Here is an 18,473-nt window from a genome sequence, read left to right on the forward strand (position 1 = left end):
GCGGCGGTTTTCACGAGGATGCTGGCTTAGCGCTTTAGCTTCGCAAGCGGCGAATCGGGCGGATAGGTCGGCGTGATCGGCTTCGGCGAGCCGAGCATCACGCACATCAGCGCATCTTCTTCACCGATGTTGATTTCCGTGCGATACACGCCGGGCGGCACGGAAATCAGGTCGCGCTCCCCGAGCACCGCCTCCCAGGTCTCGCCGTCTTTCTCGCAGATCACTTTCATCTTGCCGCGCAGCACGAAGAAAATTTCTTCGACGTCCATATGAATATGGCTCGGGCCGATATTGCCGGCCGGGATCAGCATGGTCGAAAACGTAAAACCGCCTGCGGGCACCGTGTTCACGTCCTTCGCGACACCCGTGCCGCCCGTGCCCACATAGCGCATCTGGGCGCGGCGATACTTCGGGTCGTAGTCCGCCTGGAACTTGAGCGCATCCCAGTCGTAGCGGCGCGTTTCCAGGCGCGCGACGCGACTGTCGAGCCACTGTGCAAAGCTCGCATCCGCGGGTTGCTCCCACGATTTGCGTTCGATATCGGCGTCCGCCATCTCTTTCTCCTTTCGATTCGACAAGATCAATTCATCACGAAGCCGCCGTTCACCGGCAGCAGTTGGCCAGTCACGAAGCGCGCGGCGTCGGACAACAGGAACAACGCCGGGCCCGTCACGTCGTCGGGCACCTGCGCGCGGGTAAGCGCACGACCTTGCAGGTAATACTGATGCCGCTCGGCCGGCACGTACGCAGTCGCCTCGACCTCCGTGAGGCCGGGCGCGATCGCATTGACCGTCACCTGGTGCGCGCCGAACTCGCGTGAGAGCGAACGCGTCATCGAGATCACGGCACCCTTGCTGGCCACATAGGCGAGCAGCTTCGGCGCGCCCCACATCGCCGTGTCCGACGCAATGTTCACAATCGCGCCGCGCCCCGAGTCACGCAGATAGGGCAGCGCGGCCGTGCTCATCAACCAGGTGCCGCGCACGTTGACGTTCATGACGGCGTCCCATGTAGCGACCGACAACTCGTCGGCCAACTTGCCGCCCGAATTGGTGATGGCCGCGTTGTTGATGAGTGCGTCGATACCGCCGAGTTGCGCGGCGCCTTGCGCAGCGAATTGCGTAATGCTTTCGGGATTGGCGAGGTCGAGCGGCAGATACGTCGCTGCGTGGCCCTGCTCGCGCAGCGACGTGGCGAGCGCGCCGCCTTCGTCATGCAGCACGTCGCCGAACACCACTTGCGCACCGGCTTGCACCAACGCGCGCACGAACGCCGCGCCGAGCCCGCGCGCGCCGCCCGTCACGAGAACGCGCCGACCATCGAGCGCTATCGGCGTGTGCTCATGCATGACCGTGGCCCGCGGCTGCGGCGTGGACTGCGCCTGCTTGAGGCGGCTGCTGCGCAGTGCTGCGATGCGCGTCGAGCGCGGCAAAGTCCTGTTGCGCACGCTGACGCAGCATGCGGCGAACACGCGTCATGCCGACGTCGTGCTGATAAAGGAACTCGTGCTCGCGCGCATTCGGCGCCATGCTTTCGAGTACATAGCGGTCCTGTTCGAGCACTGCCCAATGCAGACCTTCCAGCCGGTTGCGGTACATGAACCGCCATGCGTCGCGCTGCCAGCCTTGCACTTTGCGGGTGCGCCAGAAATACACCTGGCAGTTGTTTTCGTCGACGGGAACGGCGAAGCCGATGATCCCGAAGTTGCCGCCCGGGCCGAACTTCTTCTTGTACGGAATCGCGAGGCGCATCCACAGGCAGCCGGTTTCACCGAGTTCGACCCAGTCGAAGTTGACGTCGCGCTGACCGACCTTTTCGAACATCAGGCCGGTTTCCGTCTTGCGCACACGCATGTCCGCCTGCTTGTCGCCTTCAGCCATGGAGTGCGACGTCGCGTGCAGATAGGCGCCGTGCATCGGGTCCATCACGTTGTCGATCGCGTACTGGTAATTGCACTTCCAGTTAGACATGCAGAGGAAGCTCGCGTACTCCTCGCCGACCAGTTCCTGCGGCAATTGCAGCGGCGCGGGCTCCTTGTGCGCGTCGTCGCCGAACCACAGGAAGATTGCGCCCGCATGCTCTTGAGCCGGATACGACTTGACGCACTTCTGACCTTCCAGCGGGCACGCGGACACGGCCGGCACTTTGGTGACCGTGCCGCTGCCGTTCACCTCGATGCCGTGATACCAGCACGCGACACTGCCGCCGAGGTTCCAGCCAAGCGACAGACGCGCGCCGCGATGCGGGCAGCGGTCTTCCAGCGCGTGGACTTTGGCTTCCTTGTCGCGCCACAGCACGATCTGATCGCCGAGGCGGGTAATGCCGACCGGCGCATCGCCGACTTGCCAGCTCGGCGCGACGGGATACCAGTAGTTGCGCAGTCCACGATCCAGATACGACTGGATCGGATCGGCTGCGTGTTGACCTGTAGTGGGGGACGTCATGAAGAGACTCCGGGTGCGAATGCGAGAAAACGTGTTCGGAAAAGCGCGCTTATTCGGCGAGCAGACGGAATTCGGCGGCAAGACGCTCGGCGTTCCATGCGTTGCCTTCGGGCGTGCGAAAACCGATGCCGTTCAAACCGTCGACGACTTCCTGCAACTCGAGCGCGCCGGCTTCGAAAACTTTTTCGAGCGCGTCGCCGAAGTCGTTCTCGTACTGCGTCGGCTCGGCCTTGCGCGTTTGCCAGATGAGGTTCTCCGTCTCGCCCGGCTTTTCGATCACGCCCTTGCCGGCGACGTTGTTCGGCTGCGGCGCGAGCCACGGCTTCAGGAAGGGATTGAAGTTCACGGCTACCTCTCGCATGTCATTCCACCTTGATCTGGATTTCTTCACCGGCAAGGCGCACCGAATACATCTTCAGGTCGCGGCCGCCGGGCTCTTTCAGGCATTTGCCCGTCGGAATGTGAAATACGGCCTCGTGCAGCGGGCATTCGACGGTGTCGCCGTCAATGAAACCCTGCGTCAGCAGCGCGTATGCATGGGGGCAGACGTTTTCCAGCGCGTACAACGCGTCGCCCACCTTGTAGATGCCGATCTCCGTGCCGTCGAGCTTGAACTCGAGCGGCGCATCTTCGGACAGGTCGCCGGCATGGCCGGCGCAGCGCCATTGTTCAGTCATTTCTCGCCTTCTCCTGAAGCTCTCTGTTCCATATAAGGAACATTAGTTCGTGTATGGATAATTATAGGAGTGCGTCCGGCGAGAAAAAATAAAAATCTGAAGCGTTAGGGGAAAACACTGACTGTGGCTTTCGCAACACATCATTGCGTGGATGGACCCAAGCCGCCACTCGAGCGTAGAGGCTTACGGGGCGGCGCTTTCACGGTTAGAGGGCGGCAACGGCCGCGGCGGAGCCCCGGGTTTATACGGACACCGAAAATTTATTTTGACCACTTTCGGAGTCTCTATACTTTCCATAGGCGATACGAACGCCCATAGGTGGAACACAAAACGCAGCAGTTCTGGCGCTCGTTCAGAACTGCGTCAACCCCAAGTGAAGATGAGGGACGCCGGAAGGTGCGAGCCATCCGTCGTGCAATCAGGAGAACCAACGGTGAAGCACATCATTGCGGCCGGCTTGACGGCAATCTGCGCCACGACAGGTGCATGGGCGCAGAGCAGCGTCACGCTATACGGCAGCCTGGATGCCGGCATTGCGTACATCAGCAATGCGGGTGGCCACTCGAAGTGGATCGAGGAACAGGGCAACATGCAGCCGGACCGCTGGGGCCTGAAGGGCGTGGAGGATCTCGGTGGCGGGCTGAAGACGATCTTTCAGCTGGAAAACGGCTTCTACACGAACACTGGCGCATTCGCGAAGTCGGGCACGCTGTTTAATCGCCAGGCATTCGTGGGCTTGAGTTCCGACAGGATCGGCACGCTGACGCTGGGTCATCAGACGCCGTTCAGCTTCGACGTGTTGGGCCCGCTCAGCACGGCCTACCTGGCCGCGAGCTGGTATGCGTTCCATCCGGGCAATCTCGACGAACTCGCCGACACGGGAGTCGTGCCGTTCGACAATTCGGTGAAGTTCCGCTCCGCGAGCTTCAGCGGCTTCTCATTTGGCGCGATGATGGGGCTGGGCAACACCACCAACTTTTCAACCGGCAAGACGCTGAGTTTTGCGCTTAGCTATGCGAACGGTCCGTTCAAGGCCGGCGCAACCTATGCGAACGAACACAATCGCACGCCGTCTATCGTGACCACCGGCATTGGAAATTTCCAGGGCGTGGCCGCGGCCAGCTATAGCGCGGACAAAGTGCAGAACATGGGCGCGGGGCTGTCATACCAGTTTGGCAAGCTGCTCGTGCACGGCCTGTACACGCGAGTCAAACTGGAGTCGGCAGGGCATTCGGACACGTTCCAGAGCTACGACGTGGGCGCGAACTACCAGTTCACGCCGTTTAACAGCGTATCCGGCGGCGCCGCGACCACCACCTTGGCCGGACACCGCTGGACCCAGTTCGAGATTGGCGATGTGTACGCGTTGTCCAAGTCGACGCAGTTGTATGTGAACGCGCTGTACGAGCGCGCAAGCTCCAACACCAAAGCCGCGTTCTTCACCGCGGGTGTGTCGAGCGGCCGGAACCAGACCATCGTTCTGACCGGCATCCACCACTCGTTCTGATTCTGATCGCGAAGCTGGACTAGCTCGCCGCGACCGGTTTGCGGCGAGCCTGCAGGGCCGTGGGATCGTCAGGCCGCGGCCGATGGCCGAGCCGCTCGGACAACTCGAGCGCCGCCTGGCAAACCGCGGCGATGAGCGGCTCGCGCTCTTCGGCCTCGCCGAGATCGGAGCGCGGAATGGTGACGGTCAACGCCGCGGCTATCTTGCCGCTCTGATCGCGCACTGGCGCGCTCACCACCGAAATGCCCCGCTCGAACGACGCCTCGCTCAACGCATAGCCGAGCGCCGCGCTTTCGCGCACTCTTCCGTACAGTTCTTCGACAGTGGCGGGCGTGCGTTCGGTGAAACGCTCGAGTTGCGGCTCGGGATATAGCTGACGCAGTTCGTCGAAAGTCAGGTCGCCCATCAGCACCTGACCGTGCACCGTTGCATGTGCCGGCAAACGCGTGCCGACATGCACTTTGACGGAGCTGAACATGGGCTCGTGAGTCTGCGCCTTGCCGACGAACACCACGTCGCGTTGATCGCGAATCAGCAGATGCGTACTCAGGCCCGTGGCGTCACGCAGACGTTCGAGAATCGGCGTGCCGACGTCGGTCAGTTCCAGCGAATTCAGGTATTCGAAACCGAGCCGCAGCACCGCGACGCTCAGGCGGAAGTAACGGTCGCCGTTCACGCGTTCGAGAAAGCCGAGTGCCTCCAGCGTCTGCAACAGGCGGAATGTAGTGGTTCGCGGAATGCCGATGCGCTTGGACAGTTCAGGTGCGCCAAGCACCGGCTCGCGCGCGCTGAATTCGGCAAGAATGCGCAACCCGCGCTCGAGACCCGGCACGAGATACGTCGAGCCAGCGGCGTTGTCTTCGTCGGGGCTCGCGCCGGCCGGTGACGCGGTCCAGTCTGCGCCGCCTGGCTGTGCCCGCGAAATGGCGTCGTCGTGCGAAGCCGGCGCCGTTGCAGCGCGTGGCCTTGCCGGTTTGCGTCCCGCTCCTGTCTGCTCTTCTTTTGCCATCTTGGCTGCCGCTTTCTGCTGTTCGTGGAAGTCAGATCGTCATGATAGCGTCTTTGCGATGCCGTGCCTCATTGCAGCTCCGCAGCGCGAAACCTCGTTGCGGTGACGGGTTCCGGGTAGCTGCCGGACACTAGCGGGATGCCGCCGACAGCAAGCCGGTTTTCACGGCGATTACGCTTTGTGGATTCCACCTTTGGCCAACATCGTCTACTGTTAGACACGGACCAGGGAGCAGGTCCTCGCACACACGCTCGTGGTATCTCAAGACTGGCGATGAAGGGAGAAATTCATGGCAGCATTGGTAGATCATCCGGCAGTGCTTTTCCTGGTTCTTCTCGTGTTGTTCACCGGCGCGGTGGCGTTCGGCGCATTCGTTCTGCGTCGCCTCGTCGAATTGCGCGCCGACGATCGCGAAGACTTCAATCTCATCCAGACATCTACGCTGACACTGTTGGCATTGCTGATCGGCTTCAGTTTATCGATGGCTGTCGGCCGTTATGATCAGCGAAAAAATCTTGAAGAAGGTGAGGCGAATGCGATTGGAACGGAATATGTCCGGGCCGATCTGGCCGGTCCTGCGAACGCGGCCCGCATCAAGGAACGGCTCGCAGACTACCTGCGGTTGCGGCTCGCCCATTATCGAACCCGCGATCCGCACGAACTCGCGCAACTCGATCGCGATACGGCCACTGCGCAAGCCGACCTCTGGAAGCTAGCCACGCAGGTGGCCGAGACGCATGCGACGCCAATAGGCGCTCTCGTGGTCGCAGGAATGAACGACGTTCTGAATTCACAGGACTATGCCGAAGCAGCGCGCATCAACCATATTCCTCTGGGTGCGTGGTTTCTGATGATCGCAATCGCATTATTTGGCTGCACCATTCAAGGCTACGGCGCGAAAGGACGGCTACGACGAGGCGCGTTGCTGGCGATACTGCCGTTCACCGTCGCGTTGTCTCTGGCTCTGATTGCAGACATAGACAGTCCGCGCGGAGGGATCATTCGTGTCGAGCCGCAAGACCTCGTCAGGCTCCAACAATCACTCGGAAAATAGCAGGACCCGCAGCAAGGCTACGCATGTTTGCGTTCACCAACGCCCACGCGCTCGCCGTCTACCAGGTGGCCCCGCCTGTGTCCGCAGGTTCGCCGAACCATTCCGATAAGGCCCGGATAACCTCTTCGTCGTTCGGGACAGTTTCGCTTGCCCACGCAACGAACCCGTCAGGACGCACCAGTACAGCGCTTAAGCCGAGCCGGTCCCGCACGTCGCCCGCGACATAGGTGACCCGCTCGCGCCAATGGCTCGTAAGCGCTTCGAGCGATGCGAGCGCGTCGAAGTCCAGAAAAAGGCCCTTGCCTGCGCGCAGAAGGGTTCCAACCTTCGTCCCGTCGGCCAGTTTGAAATCTGGAACGCTACGGCCCGCGAGCGGATGACTGCCTCCAGAATCGTAGCGTAGAGACACGCCCCACACGCGCTCGGCGAAATACGTCGAGCCATCGCGGGTCTCCATGAGGTCGCGGATGATCGCTTCGAGCGCTCGCGTGCTTTGGGTGGGCCGCATGAGCGCCACTTGCGCGCGTGACCAGTCGAGCACGTTCGCCCCCACTGGGTGCCGCTCTCGCTGATAGCTGTCGAGCAGACCGGCCGGCGCATCGCCACGAATCGTGGACGCCAGCTTCCAACCGAGGTTCATCGCATCGCCAATCCCGAGATTGAGCCCTTGACCGCCCAGCGGAGAGTGAATATGAGCGGCATCGCCTGCGAGCAGCACCCGTCCTTTGCGATACGCCGTGGTTTGGTACGCGCGATCCGTCCAGGTGGTAGCGAGTCGAAGCCTGGTCAGCGCGATGTGCGCGCCGCACACGCGGCGCAATACCGCCTCCACATGTTCGAGCGTGACCGGCTCACGCCGGTGGCACGCGCCGCCGTCGAATTCGACCATCGCAATCGTGCCTGGCTGCGCAAAGGTGTACATGCCGGTCGGCGTATAGTGCCGGCCACGACGCAGCGCTTGCGGATCGGCCATCTCGACTTCAACGGAATAGCCGGTGAATTCAGGTTCGGTGCCCACGAAGTCAAAGGCGCCTGCCTTGCGCACTGTGCTGCGGCCGCCGTCGCAACCGACGAGCCAGCGTCCGCGAAAGGTCGCTCCGCCGGCGTGAACGGTCACGCCGTCGTCCGACATCTGCAATCCGTCCACACCGAAGCCGCGCCGAACCTCGACTCCCATTGCACTGGCCCGGCGGGCCAGCACCGCTTCAAGCGTCTCCAACGTGACAGCCATGCTGGTGTCGGCCGGACCTGGCAGGCGATACGGCCACTTCGACGCGTCGATGTTGTCGTGATAGAACTGTATGCCCGCGAAATGGCCCGCGGGCCGGCGCGGCTGCTGCATCCAGTGCGCGGCCGGGCGAGCCGCACGCGAGTCAGCGTTCGCGCGCTGCGCGTCGATTAGCTCGTCCAGCAAGCCGCGGCGATACAGCGCTTCAAGCGTCGGCGCGGAAAGACCGCGCATTCCGAACGGAAGGCGCTTTAACGGAGAGTTGGGGACTGGGGCGCGCTCCAGCACCAGGACCGACAGGTCCGACAGGCGCAGTTCGCAGGCGAGAAACAGGCCGACGGGGCCGGCTCCGGCGATTACAACGTCGTAGATAGGGTGAAACTGGCTGTGCATGAACGGCTCCTGTGTCGATGTCCGACCGGAGCGTTCCTCAGGTTTGAGAATCACACGGACGAACGTTTGGACGCCTTGTCAGCGTCAGATGTTCGTCGCGGGGATCTCGTGCACGAGGCCAAAGACCAGAGCTTTCGTTACCGAAAGGACTTGGGCTTACCAAACCAAGTCTGCCTTTTCCGACACGGCTTTATAACACTGTGAAGATAAGGCCGCAATGAGCGGCAGCAGTAAAGGTCGCGCGATGCGGCCCCCGTTGGCCCGACATCAACGCGGCCGGATCACAACGGCTCCGCGCTGCAAAAACCATCGAATGGTTGCGCGCGCAACCTTCCAGATAGCACTCAGACGCGGCGCGAGCCCGGCCTTTTCCGGTTCCGCTTAAATCAGACAACATCCTTTTGCCGCGCCAATGGCGTGCAGCAAGGCCTTTGTAATGATTGATTAGGAGCCCCCTTCAGAGCCGCCGATTTGCGCCGTAACCACAGTTTCCTATTTCGAACACAACGGAAGCTGTAAATGTTGAGCAATCTGAAGATCGGGGTTCGCCTCGCCATTGGTTTTGGTATTTCGATGGCATTGATGTGTGCACTTGGGGCGTTCGCTCTATGGCAGATCAATCGGGTCGACAACAGCGCCCGTGACATCGCCGACAACTGGCTGCCGAGCGTGCAGACGCTAGGCGACGTCCGCGGTGCGGCCAACGCCGTGCGCCGCGCATCGTTGCGGATCATGCTCGATCCGTCGAATGAGAGCCGCAAGGCGCTGATGAAGCAACACAGCGCCGCGGTGGACGATCTGACGCGCGCGCTCGACGCCTATGCAAAGCTCGTTTCGTCGGATCGCGAGGCCCAACTGCTGCAGGACATCCGCACGCGGCTCGCAACATACCGCGCGTCCGACGAGCGCATGATGAAAGCCGCCGTTGAGGGCCGGGCCGACGATCCAGAGGAGCGAGCCTTTGCGGCCGGGCCGTCGTCCGACCAGTTCCTCGACCTGATGAAAGCCATCGAGGCCAACGTCGTTCTCAATCGCGAAGGCTCCGAAGCGGCGAAGGCCGAGGCTGCCGCCAGCGATACGTCGGCGCTGTGGGGAACGGGAATTCTGATTGCCGCCTCGTTGTTTGCCGCGGTTGCCGTCGCCATGCTGATCACCCGCTCGATTACACGTCCTATCGAACGCGCGGTTGCGCTGGCGGAGACGGTGGCCAAGGGTGACCTCACGTCGTCGATCGAAGTGGAAGGTCGCGATGAAGCCGCTAATCTGCTGCGTGCGTTGCGCGAAATGAACGGACGCCTGGCTAGTCTCGTCTATGAAGTCCGCACGAGCAGCGAGAACATTGCAACCTCCGCATCCGAAATCGCGGCCGGCAACATCGACCTGAGCCAGCGCACCGAGCAGCAGGCGGCTTCTCTCGAAGAAACCGCCGCCAGCATGGAAGAACTGACTTCGACCGTGCGCCAGAGCGCGGAGAATGCCCTCCAGGGCAACACGCTTGCGCAACAGGCATCTAACGTTGCAGAGCAAGGCGGTGCAGTGGTTGCTCGCGTGGTCGATACGATGAGTGACATATCGAACAGCGCGGGCCGAGTTGCGGACATCATTTCGGTAATCGAAGGAATTGCATTCCAGACCAATATCCTGGCATTGAACGCGGCCGTCGAAGCAGCACGCGCCGGCGAGGAAGGCCGCGGCTTTGCGGTCGTCGCAGGGGAAGTCCGCACACTGGCTCAGCGCAGCGCCAGTGCCGCCAAAGAGATCAAGGAACTGATCGGCGAATCTGTCGACGGCACGCAGCGCGGATGCGCTCTCGTCACCGAAGCGGGCGATACGATTCGCGACGTGGTGTCGTCAGTCGGTCGGGTTACCGGCCTGATGCAGGAAATCAATGAGGCAACCGGCGAGCAGCATCGCGGCATCGAACAGGTGAACATTGCCGTCGCGCAAATGGATCAGGTGACGCAGCAGAACGCGGCGCTCGTCGAGCAGGCCGCCGCCGCAGCCGAATCGCTGGCTGGTCAGGCGGGCAGGCTCAAGGAACTGGTGTCGGTGTTCAGGCTGCCGGCCGCCGCATGAAGATGCGATGTCTCCCTGCCACTCTCACCCGCCCGTAACGCCTAGCACCGCCTTCGGCTCGAGATAGGCTTCGAGTCCATACGTACCATACTCGCGCCCGATGCCCGACTGCTTGAAACCGCCGAACGGCGCGGCAGGTTCGTGCGCGAGTGTGTTGACGAGCACGCGCCCTGCCTCGATGCGCGAAGCGAGCAGGCGAGCCCGTTGCACATTCGTCGAAACCACGTACGCCTGCAGGCCGTACACCGTGTCGTTCGCAATCGCCACGGCTTCCTCCTCGTCGCGATAGGCGATGATCGACAGCACCGGCCCGAAAATCTCCTCGCGAGCGATGGTCATATCGTTGCGCACGTCGCTGAACACGGTCGGGCGAACGAACCAGCCCGCCTGTATGCCCTGCGGCCGCCCTTCGCCGCCCGCAACTAGCCGTGCGCCCTCGTCGATGCCGACGCGAATGTACCGTTGCACTCGCTGCCACTGTTTCGCGCTGACCATCGGACCCACGGTCGTCGCGGGATCGCGCGGATCGCCGGCGCGCACGTCGGCAAGCTGCCTTACCATGCTTGCTTCAAACGCGGCGAGCAGTGCACGGGGTACCAGAATGCGGGTGCCCGCAACGCATGCTTGACCGCTGTTCATGAAGCCGGCGGCAAGCGCCATTTTCGCGGCTTCGTCGAGATCCGCGTCGTCGAGTACGATGAACGGCGATTTGCCCCCCAGTTCCAGCGTCACACGCTTGAGCGTGTCGGCGCCCGTGCGCAAGATCGTCTTGCCGACCGCCGTCGATCCCGTGAACGACAGCTTTGCCACATCGGGATGCGCACTGATGCGCGCGCCCACTCTCTCGCCCTTGCCCGTCACGATGTTGAATACGCCGCGGGGCAAACCGGCTTCGTGCAATGCTTCGGTGACAACCCGCGTCTGCATGGCGCTCATCTCGCTCGGCTTGATGACCGCCGTACAGCCAGCCGCCAACGCCGCCGCGAGCTTGCCGCAGATAAAGCCTGCATCGTTGTTCCAAGGCGTAATGAGGCCGGCCACGCCAAGCGGCTGCATGGTCACCTCCGCACTGCCCGCGCGGCGAGTGAATGGATAGTGTTCGAGCATGCGCGCCGCTTCCATCAGCACGTCGGCGGCGTGCCGCGCCATCCAGCGGGCGCGCGAAACGGGCGCACCGTATTCGTCGACGATCGCGTCGAACAATGCATCTTCGCGCGCCGCAAGCGCGGCGTGCATGCGTTCGAGCATCTCTATCCTCTCGCCACGACTGGTCTGCGAAAAGTCCGCGAACGCGCGCTTGGCCGCTGCAATTGCGTTGTCCGCATCGACTTCGTCCGCAAGCCGCACGCGGCCGATCACGCGTTCCGTCGCCGGATTGAAGAGGTCGAACGCTTCGTCGCCGTGCGGCGTGACGAACGCGCCGTCGATATAGACCGTGTCGATGTTGTGCATGGTTGCTCCAGATTACGTGCTCATGTCGCTCAAGATAGGGCAAACGCATTGTGCCGACTAGCCATACAATCGAGGACGAGTTATTGAACGATTCCGGATAATGGTCAACTCACAGACATCGGGGCTCCTTGAACTGGAGGCCGTGGTCGCGGTGGCAAGGCACCGCAGTTTTCGCGCCGCCGCGCAGGAAATGGGCGTGTCCACTTCCGCGCTCAGTCACGCGGTCGCGGCCCTCGAAGCGCGCATCGGCGTGCGGCTCTTCAATCGCACCACGCGCAGCGTGTCGCTTTCGGAAGCGGGCGTGGCCTTCGTCGCGGAGGTGGCGCCGGCGCTCTCCACGATCCGCTCGTCGCTCGACGCCGCGCGTCACTTTCGCGACACGCCTTCGGGCACGTTGCGCATCAACACATCGGCCGGCGCGGCGAATCAGGTGATGCCGGTGTTCATCGAATACGTGCGGCGTTATCCCGACATGAAGCTGGATATCGTCACGGAAGGGCGGCTGGTGGATATCGTCGTCGGTGGTTTCGACGCGGGCATTCGCCTCGCCCAAGCCGTACCGAAAGACATGATTGCGGTGCCGTTCGGGGACCGTCAGCGCTTTGCCGTCGTCGGAAGTCCCGCGTACTTCGCGCAACACGCACCGCCCGCAAAGCCGGCTGATCTCAAACATCATCAGTGCATTCGCAGCCGCATGCCCAGTGGCTCGATCGATCATTGGGAATTCGAAAAGCGCGACCGGACGCTGCGCATTAGCGTAGAGGGCGCGCTCACGCTCGACGAACCCGCACTCATGCTCGCGGCCGCGCGCGCGGGCCTGGGGCTTGCCTATTTGACCGAGTGGAATGTGCGCGCGGATCTCGAAGCGGGTTCGCTCATGCGCGTGCTGGAAGACTGGACGCCGCCGCTCGACGGCCTGTGCCTGTACTTTCCGGGCAGGCGTCATGTACCCGCCGGTCTGCGGGCGCTGATCGAACTGATTCGTGAGCGGGCTGACGCGCTGCGTGCCTCGGGCGGCGTGGGCGGCACGCACGGCACCCGTGGCACCCGCGGGCGCAAGCGTTAAGCACGCAGGGGCCGTTCAATGAGCGTCACCTAGGCGCGCGCACTTGTACGTTTGTGCGGGTATCAACTCCATTCGTCGAATAGCCCAACTCAAATGTCCAACACGAGTCGCCCCGTCTTGCAGCGCGACACGCACGGCATGATGCAATCATTGCGCGCCTTGTCCGCCGCGCTCAAGAAGTCATCGCGATGATCAGGCGTGCCGTCCAGCACCGGCGTGCGACAGGCACCGCATATTCCGGCTTCACACGACGTTCCTATCGGCACGCCGTGTTCGTAGAGCACGTCGGTAATGGACTTATCGGGCGGCACAGTCAGCACGCGTTGCGAGCGCGCCAGTTGGATCTCGAATGGCCGTTCTTCCGCCACGTCGCCCGTTGCGGCCGAGAAGCGCTCGCAGTGTATCTGCTGCGCCGGAAGATGGGCGCACGCAATAGCATCGGCAGCGTCCATGAAGGGAGCCGGGCCGCAGAAATAGAGATGCTCCTGCGAACTCATGCGTCGCACGAGTTCCGCGAGGGTTTCGCGCGTGAGCTCTGGCGTCAGCCCAACGTGCAATGTAGAGACCTGTGCCAGTTGTTCCTGCAACGTGCGCGCATAGGCGGCATCGTCGAGAGAACGAACAAAGTAGTGAAACTCGAATGCGCGGCCAGCACGCTTCAAGGTATGCGCCATCGCCAGCAACGGCGTGATGCCTATGCCCGCAGCGAGCAATACGGCGCCGCTGCCGTCCGGCGCAAGGGGAAAATAGTTCTCGGGCTTGCCAATGGACAGAATGTCGCCAACCCGAATCTCGTCGTGTACGAAAACTGAACCGCCGCGCGAGGCCGGCTCGCGTTTCACCGCAATTTCATAGAACGCGCGCTCCGACGGATCGCTGCACAGCGAGTATTTGCGCACCAGTCCGTCGCGCAGATGCAGGTCGATATGCGCCCCCGCCTCGAACACGGGCAGCTCGGCATTCGCCTCGCCGCTCGCAAGCCGCAAAGACACCACGTCGCAGGCGACACGCTCTCGTGCGATTACGCGCGCAGCAATCAGATTGTCTTTCATCATCGAATGTTCGATCAGGTCGGTCATAGCAGGCCAAGCAGCCGCCACCAGATTGCGTTCACGGGCAAGACGAAGGCAAGCCCGAGCAGCGCGGTTACGATGCAGTACTTGAGGGCCGCGCGTCGATCGAGGCGCGCCAATTCGTTGCCGAATACAACGGGTGGCGACTGATACGGCATGAACGTGGTCGCGTATCCCATTACCTGCATCAGCAAACCCGCCTTTAGATGCGCGCTTTGCGCCAGCACGCGCGAGACGACCGGTACGAAGAGCGCGGGCTCCGCGTTGGAAGTCACCGCGAAGCACAGCACGATGGATAGAGCCGTCAGCGCGAGATACGCAAAGAAGGGGCTATCACGCAGCGATTCGAGCGCAAGCGTATCCGGAATGCGTATCTCGAGGTGATTGACGAGCGCGGTCACGCCGATAATCGCGGCAATGAACCACAGCAGGTCCATCTTCAGCGTCGCGGTGAATCGCGTGAGTTGCTCCGGTGGTGAAGTCAGGAAATACGCGAGCGTGAAGCCAAGACCCACCCAACCTGGAGCAATATGGTGAATGGAGTCGGTGAACCAGAACGCGAGCGTAATCGTAAGAAGGGCCACGGTATGCAACTCGCGTTTGCTCACGGCCACACGCTCTGTCGACACACTGACTGCGTGCACCGTGTCCGCAAAGAGCCAGTAGGACGCGAATATCAGAACCGCGCCGCGCACCACGACGCCAGCCGGGAAAAAGTAAAGCAGGTACTCGGAGAAGCGCAGATGAATGCCATGCGACTGCTCCAGAATGCCGGCCAGAATCACGTTCGGCAGGTTCGCAGGCAGCACTGCCGCCGCAAGCTCGTACGAGCCGACAATGACCAGCAGCAGGATACCGCGCCGCCCGTTCGCGGACTCGCCCAGTTTGACGACGTCGCAATAGCCGATGGCAATCGGGATCAGAATGGCCACGCGCCCAAACGTGGACGGCATGACGAGCGATAACAGAAAGCTCAACACCGCAAAAGCGAGCAGTGCGCGCAGATAGGAGCCGCCGATGCTGCGCGCGAGCGCCATACCAATGCGCTCGCTCAAACCACTCTCCTTGAGCGCAAAGCCGATGGCCGAGCCGCTGAACACGAGCCAGAATGCGCTCGACGCGAAGCCCGAGAAAATCTCCGCAGCCGGCACGGACGTGAGCGTCGCGGCAAGCAGGAAGAACAGCAACGACACTAGCAGCCCAGCCACGGCGCCCGTCGCCCACAGCACGATGCAGGCAAAGACGATCGCGACGATCCGCGCATCTTCCGCCCTCATCATGCCCCGCCAGGCGAGCAGCGAGATAATGGCCAGCCCTGCTGCCAGCAAGGCCGGCGTGATCCTGGAGCTCGTGTTCAACGGTCTTGCCTCGACTGATGACTGTTGGCGTGCGGTCCGGCTCAACCGCGCATTACCGGAGAATTCGCCGGAATTTCGTACTCGATGTGCGAGTCGTTGAAGATCTCAGTGAAATCGCGGCTCTGGCGGAAAGTGGGATCCGGCGCGCAGCTCATCGGCAAATAGCCGCCCATCCACTCGCGCAGATCGGTGATCGCTGGCGCCTCGCCGTACACGTTCGCCATGGGACGCCCACCTTGCTGCACCGTGGCGATCTGTTCTTGCAGCATCTGCCGGAACATGACGATGCCGCGGTCCGATGCGCCCAGGTTCTCACGCGAACGGTCGAGAATCGCGCCTTGCGTTTCGACCGCCATCGCGTCCTGACTCATGAACGTGTCCATCAAATAGCGGCCGCCTTCGTCGGTGCGAGCGGGCTGGCGAACGATCTTCGGCGGCTCGCCGGTCTGCACGCTGGAACCGTCCGCGCTCGGCGTAAACGAGACCCAGACGATGCGCGTGGTCGTATCGTCGACGGGTACGCGCCAATGCATCTCGGTCATGATGCGCAGCATGTTCGGGAACACCATCAGGTTGCCCCAGCCGCGGCCGGCACTCTCGTATTCCCAGCTCTTCACGATGCCCCAGTCGAAACGCTGAAAGCCGAAACGCTTGAACGGTTTGCCGAAACCAGACTCGTCGCTCATGCCGAGGTGCTCGAAATATTTGGAGTGCGTGTAGAAAGTATGCGTGACGTCCACCGCATTTTCCTGCACTTGAAACCAGTTGCACGCCAGATCGTCCTGCACTTCGAAATGACGTACGCCGTCGTTTCTGACGAGAATGTCCCAATTCGGAAACGCAGGTTTATGCTCCGCTGGACCCATATAGGCGAAAATCAGGCCGCCGCACTCGTGCGTGGCGTAGCTCTCGATCATCTTCTTGCACACGCGGCTTGCCTTCGCGGATTCAAACGGCCGCTCGATGCACTCGCCCGCCGCGTTATAAAGCCAGCCGTGATAGGCGCAACGAATGTTTTCCCCTTCCACGAAACCGTACAGAAGCGATGCGCCGCGATGCGGACAACGCTCCTGTACGAGCAGCACGCCGCCGCTGGTGCGCGCCAACACGAGGTCCTCGCCCAGAATGCGCACACGCCTGGTTTGCCCCGCTTCGCTCAACTCCGACGAGTAGCCGACTGGATGCCAGTAGCGGCGCAACAGGTTGCCGCAGGGCGTATTCGGCCCGACGCGAGTGAGCAGCTCATTCGTTTCATGATCAAGCATTGGTACACCTCTCTCAGGTTTTAGCGGGCTCTTTTGTTTGCCCATGCAACGCCTGCTGTGTCAGCGAAAGTCCTATTCGATCAACAGCGACGTTTGTCTATTTTTCTAGACTAAATAAACTCGGAAGAAAACGCAAGGGCCTAAAACACGGTATTTTTCGCTTTATGCGTGATAGGTCGAACAAACGCGCGGCGCGAAATAGCACATTCTGTATAATTAAAACGACAGATACCATGTGGACTGCCCAAAGTGGTCCCGTCAGACGAGTCGGCAGGAGAGGCAGACAATGGCAATTATTGGCGTGATGGGCTCCGGTAGCAGCGAGTGGCCGGAACTGGCCACGCCCCTCGGCACATGGATCGCCGTGCACGGTTTCGACCTGCTCACGGGCGCCGGACGTGGCGTGATGCTCGCCACCGCGCGCGCGTTCGCCACCGCGCAGCCACGCACTGGCCGCTCGATCGGCATCGTGCCGAGCGAGACGCACCCGGTGTTCGGGTTCATCCCTATCTCCGGGTACCCGAACCCTTTCATTGATCTGCCGATCCTCACGCCGTTGCCGCGCAAGGAGTCAGGCGCGCCAGACAGCGCGCTAAGCCGCAACTATGTGAATGTGCTGACGAGCGACGTCGTCATTGCGCTGCCCGGCAGCAAGGGGACGCTCGACGAAATTCGCCTCGCCACACGCTTTTCCAAGCCGCTCATGTGCATCGGCCCGAGCGCCGCGTTCGAGGGCGCGCCCGAGGGCACGCCCATCGTCTCGAGTCTCGCGGATGTCTACGCGTTCATCGAGGCGCAAACGTCAGGCAGTGGATGAGGCCGGCGTCACCATTTGCCAAGGCAAAGTCATGGACGCCATGAACGGAACGAGTGATTCGTCGTTGCCGTAGTCGATGCGCGGCGCAACCTGTTGCGTAGCGCGCGTTAGCGTTACTGTGCCGGAGTTCAAAGGTAGGCCGTAGAAGCCGCTTCCGTTTTCGCTGGCAAACGCTTCCAGGTGCGCGAGTGCGCCCTCTTCGTCGAACACGGTGGCGTACGCCTCCAGTGCAACCGGCGCGCTGAAGATCCCCGCACATCCGCACGCGGACTCCTTGAACGTGGCCGCGTGCGGCGCAGAGTCCGTTCCCAGAAAGTACGACCGCGAACCTGAGATCGCCGCGCGGCGCAATGCGAGTCGATGCCGCTCGCGCTTGAGCACAGGCAGGCAGTAGTGGTGAGGTCGCAAGCCGCCCGCGAACATGGCATTGCGATTGAGCAACAGATGCTGCGGCGTGATGGTCGCGGCAAGACGGCCGCTTGTGTCGTTGTCGATAAAGGCCACAGCATGCTCTGTGGTGATGTGTTCGAGAACGACCTTTAGCGCAGGAAAAGAGCTCAATAAAGGCTGCAGCGTCCGTTCGATAAAGACCGCCTCGCGATCGAATACGTCCACTTCGGGGTCGGTGGCTTCGCCATGAATCAGAAGCGGCATGCCGATTTCCTGCATGGCCTCCAGCACACGCGCAATCTTCGCGGTGGACGTCACGCCATACTCCGAATGCGTCGTTGCGCCGGCGGGGTACAGCTTCGCAGCAGTGAAGACGCCGCGCGCGTGCCCCTCGCGAAGCTCGTCCGGTTCGCTCGTATCGCATAGATAACACGTCATTAACGGTTCGAACGGAACGCCAGCGGGCAATGCAACGCGGATTCGCTCGCGATAAGCGGCCGCGTCGCGCCATGTCGTCACGGGTGGCTTAAGGTTGGGCATGACCACTGCGCGCGCGAACTGACGCGCGGTAAAAGGCAATGCCGTGCGCAGCAGATCACCGTCACGCAGATGAAGATGGAAATCGTCAGGGCGGCGCAGCGTCAAATGTTCTGTCATGGCAAGG

General features: G+C 62.1%; 17 protein-coding genes. 5 read left to right on the forward strand and 12 right to left on the reverse strand.

The window, feature by feature from the left end; translation table 11 throughout:
- Nucleotides 1–26: 26 nt before the first annotated feature.
- Genes JNB89_RS11230 through JNB89_RS11250 form a run of 5 tightly spaced genes read right to left on the reverse strand, consistent with a single transcriptional unit; the run spans nucleotide 27 to nucleotide 3,121 of the window.
- On the reverse strand, nucleotides 27–554 hold the full coding sequence (locus JNB89_RS11230; RefSeq protein WP_220362225.1) for a cupin domain-containing protein: 528 nt from the start codon (nucleotides 552–554) through the stop codon (nucleotides 27–29).
- Between the two features lie 26 nt (nucleotides 555–580).
- Nucleotides 581–1,348, reverse strand: coding sequence for an SDR family oxidoreductase (locus tag JNB89_RS11235; protein WP_220362226.1), 768 nt, complete (start codon nucleotides 1,346–1,348; stop codon nucleotides 581–583).
- The gene (locus tag JNB89_RS11240; RefSeq protein ID WP_220362227.1) at nucleotides 1,341–2,444 is read right to left on the reverse strand and encodes an aromatic ring-hydroxylating oxygenase subunit alpha; all 1,104 of its coding nucleotides are present in this window, start codon (nucleotides 2,442–2,444) and stop codon (nucleotides 1,341–1,343) included. The genes JNB89_RS11235 and JNB89_RS11240 overlap by 8 nt, the downstream gene beginning before the upstream one ends.
- A 49-nt stretch (nucleotides 2,445–2,493) precedes the next feature.
- Nucleotides 2,494–2,805, reverse strand: a complete 312-nt coding sequence (locus JNB89_RS11245) for a recombinase-like helix-turn-helix domain-containing protein (RefSeq protein ID WP_220362228.1) — start codon at nucleotides 2,803–2,805, stop codon at nucleotides 2,494–2,496.
- 1 nt (nucleotide 2,806) lies between these two features.
- Entirely contained in the window at nucleotides 2,807–3,121 is a 315-nt protein-coding gene (locus JNB89_RS11250; protein WP_013342467.1) for a non-heme iron oxygenase ferredoxin subunit, read from the reverse strand.
- A 379-nt stretch (nucleotides 3,122–3,500) separates the two neighbouring features.
- Here JNB89_RS11250 and JNB89_RS11255 point away from each other — a divergent pair, with 379 nt between their 5' ends.
- Nucleotides 3,501–4,628, forward strand: coding sequence for a porin (locus JNB89_RS11255; protein ID WP_222858222.1), 1,128 nt, complete (start codon nucleotides 3,501–3,503; stop codon nucleotides 4,626–4,628).
- Between the two features lie 19 nt (nucleotides 4,629–4,647).
- On the opposite strand, the gene JNB89_RS11260 is transcribed toward JNB89_RS11255, so the two are convergent.
- Nucleotides 4,648–5,637 carry an IclR family transcriptional regulator gene (locus JNB89_RS11260; protein ID WP_220362229.1) on the reverse strand — a complete coding sequence of 330 codons (990 nt, stop codon included), beginning with the start codon at nucleotides 5,635–5,637 and terminating at the stop codon, nucleotides 4,648–4,650.
- A gap of 289 nt (nucleotides 5,638–5,926) precedes the next feature.
- Here JNB89_RS11260 and JNB89_RS11265 point away from each other — a divergent pair, with 289 nt between their 5' ends.
- Entirely contained in the window at nucleotides 5,927–6,691 is a 765-nt protein-coding gene (locus tag JNB89_RS11265; RefSeq protein ID WP_135891123.1) for a hypothetical protein, read from the forward strand.
- A gap of 58 nt (nucleotides 6,692–6,749) precedes the next feature.
- Here the strand turns inward: JNB89_RS11265 and JNB89_RS11270 are convergent, their stop codons facing one another.
- The gene (locus JNB89_RS11270; protein ID WP_135891122.1) at nucleotides 6,750–8,312 is read right to left on the reverse strand and encodes an FAD-dependent monooxygenase; all 1,563 of its coding nucleotides are present in this window, start codon (nucleotides 8,310–8,312) and stop codon (nucleotides 6,750–6,752) included.
- A gap of 519 nt (nucleotides 8,313–8,831) precedes the next feature.
- Between JNB89_RS11270 and JNB89_RS11275 the strand changes: the two genes are divergently transcribed.
- Nucleotides 8,832–10,388: a methyl-accepting chemotaxis protein gene (locus JNB89_RS11275; protein ID WP_013342462.1), complete on the forward strand. Its 1,557-nt coding sequence runs from the start codon at nucleotides 8,832–8,834 to the stop codon at nucleotides 10,386–10,388.
- Nucleotides 10,389–10,412: 24 nt separating this feature from the next.
- On the opposite strand, the gene JNB89_RS11280 is transcribed toward JNB89_RS11275, so the two are convergent.
- On the reverse strand, nucleotides 10,413–11,840 hold the full coding sequence (locus JNB89_RS11280) for an aldehyde dehydrogenase family protein (protein WP_220362230.1): 1,428 nt from the start codon (nucleotides 11,838–11,840) through the stop codon (nucleotides 10,413–10,415).
- Between the two features lie 100 nt (nucleotides 11,841–11,940).
- Here JNB89_RS11280 and JNB89_RS11285 point away from each other — a divergent pair, with 100 nt between their 5' ends.
- Nucleotides 11,941–12,906, forward strand: coding sequence for a LysR family transcriptional regulator (locus tag JNB89_RS11285; protein WP_220362231.1), 966 nt, complete (start codon nucleotides 11,941–11,943; stop codon nucleotides 12,904–12,906).
- A gap of 89 nt (nucleotides 12,907–12,995) precedes the next feature.
- Here JNB89_RS11285 and JNB89_RS11290 read toward each other — a convergent pair whose 3' ends face one another.
- From JNB89_RS11290 to JNB89_RS11300, 3 genes are read right to left on the reverse strand one after another with little or no spacing between them, the layout of a single operon-like run.
- Nucleotides 12,996–13,985 (reverse strand): PDR/VanB family oxidoreductase, encoded by a 990-nt coding sequence (locus JNB89_RS11290; protein ID WP_223216729.1) that lies wholly within the window; start codon nucleotides 13,983–13,985, stop codon nucleotides 12,996–12,998.
- Nucleotides 13,982–15,337, reverse strand: a complete 1,356-nt coding sequence (locus tag JNB89_RS11295) for an SLC13 family permease (protein WP_220362232.1) — start codon at nucleotides 15,335–15,337, stop codon at nucleotides 13,982–13,984. Before JNB89_RS11295 ends, JNB89_RS11290 begins: the two co-directional genes overlap by 4 nt.
- 41 nt (nucleotides 15,338–15,378) lie before the next feature.
- On the reverse strand, nucleotides 15,379–16,602 hold the full coding sequence (locus JNB89_RS11300) for an aromatic ring-hydroxylating dioxygenase subunit alpha (protein WP_220362233.1): 1,224 nt from the start codon (nucleotides 16,600–16,602) through the stop codon (nucleotides 15,379–15,381).
- Between the two features lie 286 nt (nucleotides 16,603–16,888).
- Here JNB89_RS11300 and JNB89_RS11305 point away from each other — a divergent pair, with 286 nt between their 5' ends.
- Nucleotides 16,889–17,419, forward strand: coding sequence for a DNA-binding protein (locus JNB89_RS11305; RefSeq protein WP_220362234.1), 531 nt, complete (start codon nucleotides 16,889–16,891; stop codon nucleotides 17,417–17,419).
- Here the strand turns inward: JNB89_RS11305 and pyrC are convergent.
- Nucleotides 17,405–18,466, reverse strand: a complete 1,062-nt coding sequence (gene pyrC / locus JNB89_RS11310; protein WP_220362235.1) for a dihydroorotase — start codon at nucleotides 18,464–18,466, stop codon at nucleotides 17,405–17,407. The genes JNB89_RS11305 and pyrC overlap by 15 nt on opposite strands.
- Nucleotides 18,467–18,473 lie beyond the last annotated feature (7 nt).

This window comes from Paraburkholderia phenoliruptrix (genome assembly GCF_019511605.1).
GTDB lineage: Bacteria > Pseudomonadota > Gammaproteobacteria > Burkholderiales > Burkholderiaceae > Paraburkholderia > Paraburkholderia phenoliruptrix_A.

Excerpts from the sequence above, each read along its gene's own strand:
- JNB89_RS11230 (WP_220362225.1), bottom strand. The coding sequence starts at position 554 with ATGGCGGACGCCGATATCGAACGCAAATCGTGGGAGCAACCCGCGGAT.
- JNB89_RS11235 (WP_220362226.1), bottom strand. The coding sequence starts at position 1,348 with ATGCATGAGCACACGCCGATAGCGCTCGATGGTCGGCGCGTTCTCGTG.
- JNB89_RS11240 (WP_220362227.1), bottom strand. The coding sequence starts at position 2,444 with ATGACGTCCCCCACTACAGGTCAACACGCAGCCGATCCGATCCAGTCG.
- JNB89_RS11245 (WP_220362228.1), bottom strand. The coding sequence starts at position 2,805 with ATGCGAGAGGTAGCCGTGAACTTCAATCCCTTCCTGAAGCCGTGGCTC.
- JNB89_RS11250 (WP_013342467.1), bottom strand. The coding sequence starts at position 3,121 with ATGACTGAACAATGGCGCTGCGCCGGCCATGCCGGCGACCTGTCCGAA.
- JNB89_RS11255 (WP_222858222.1), top strand. The coding sequence starts at position 3,501 with ATGAGGGACGCCGGAAGGTGCGAGCCATCCGTCGTGCAATCAGGAGAA.
- JNB89_RS11260 (WP_220362229.1), bottom strand. The coding sequence starts at position 5,637 with ATGGCAAAAGAAGAGCAGACAGGAGCGGGACGCAAACCGGCAAGGCCA.
- JNB89_RS11265 (WP_135891123.1), top strand. The coding sequence starts at position 5,927 with ATGGCAGCATTGGTAGATCATCCGGCAGTGCTTTTCCTGGTTCTTCTC.
- JNB89_RS11270 (WP_135891122.1), bottom strand. The coding sequence starts at position 8,312 with ATGCACAGCCAGTTTCACCCTATCTACGACGTTGTAATCGCCGGAGCC.
- JNB89_RS11275 (WP_013342462.1), top strand. The coding sequence starts at position 8,832 with ATGTTGAGCAATCTGAAGATCGGGGTTCGCCTCGCCATTGGTTTTGGT.
- JNB89_RS11280 (WP_220362230.1), bottom strand. The coding sequence starts at position 11,840 with ATGCACAACATCGACACGGTCTATATCGACGGCGCGTTCGTCACGCCG.
- JNB89_RS11285 (WP_220362231.1), top strand. The coding sequence starts at position 11,941 with ATGGTCAACTCACAGACATCGGGGCTCCTTGAACTGGAGGCCGTGGTC.
- JNB89_RS11290 (WP_223216729.1), bottom strand. The coding sequence starts at position 13,985 with ATGACCGACCTGATCGAACATTCGATGATGAAAGACAATCTGATTGCT.
- JNB89_RS11300 (WP_220362233.1), bottom strand. The coding sequence starts at position 16,602 with ATGCTTGATCATGAAACGAATGAGCTGCTCACTCGCGTCGGGCCGAAT.
- JNB89_RS11305 (WP_220362234.1), top strand. The coding sequence starts at position 16,889 with ATGGCAATTATTGGCGTGATGGGCTCCGGTAGCAGCGAGTGGCCGGAA.
- pyrC (WP_220362235.1), bottom strand. The coding sequence starts at position 18,466 with ATGACAGAACATTTGACGCTGCGCCGCCCTGACGATTTCCATCTTCAT.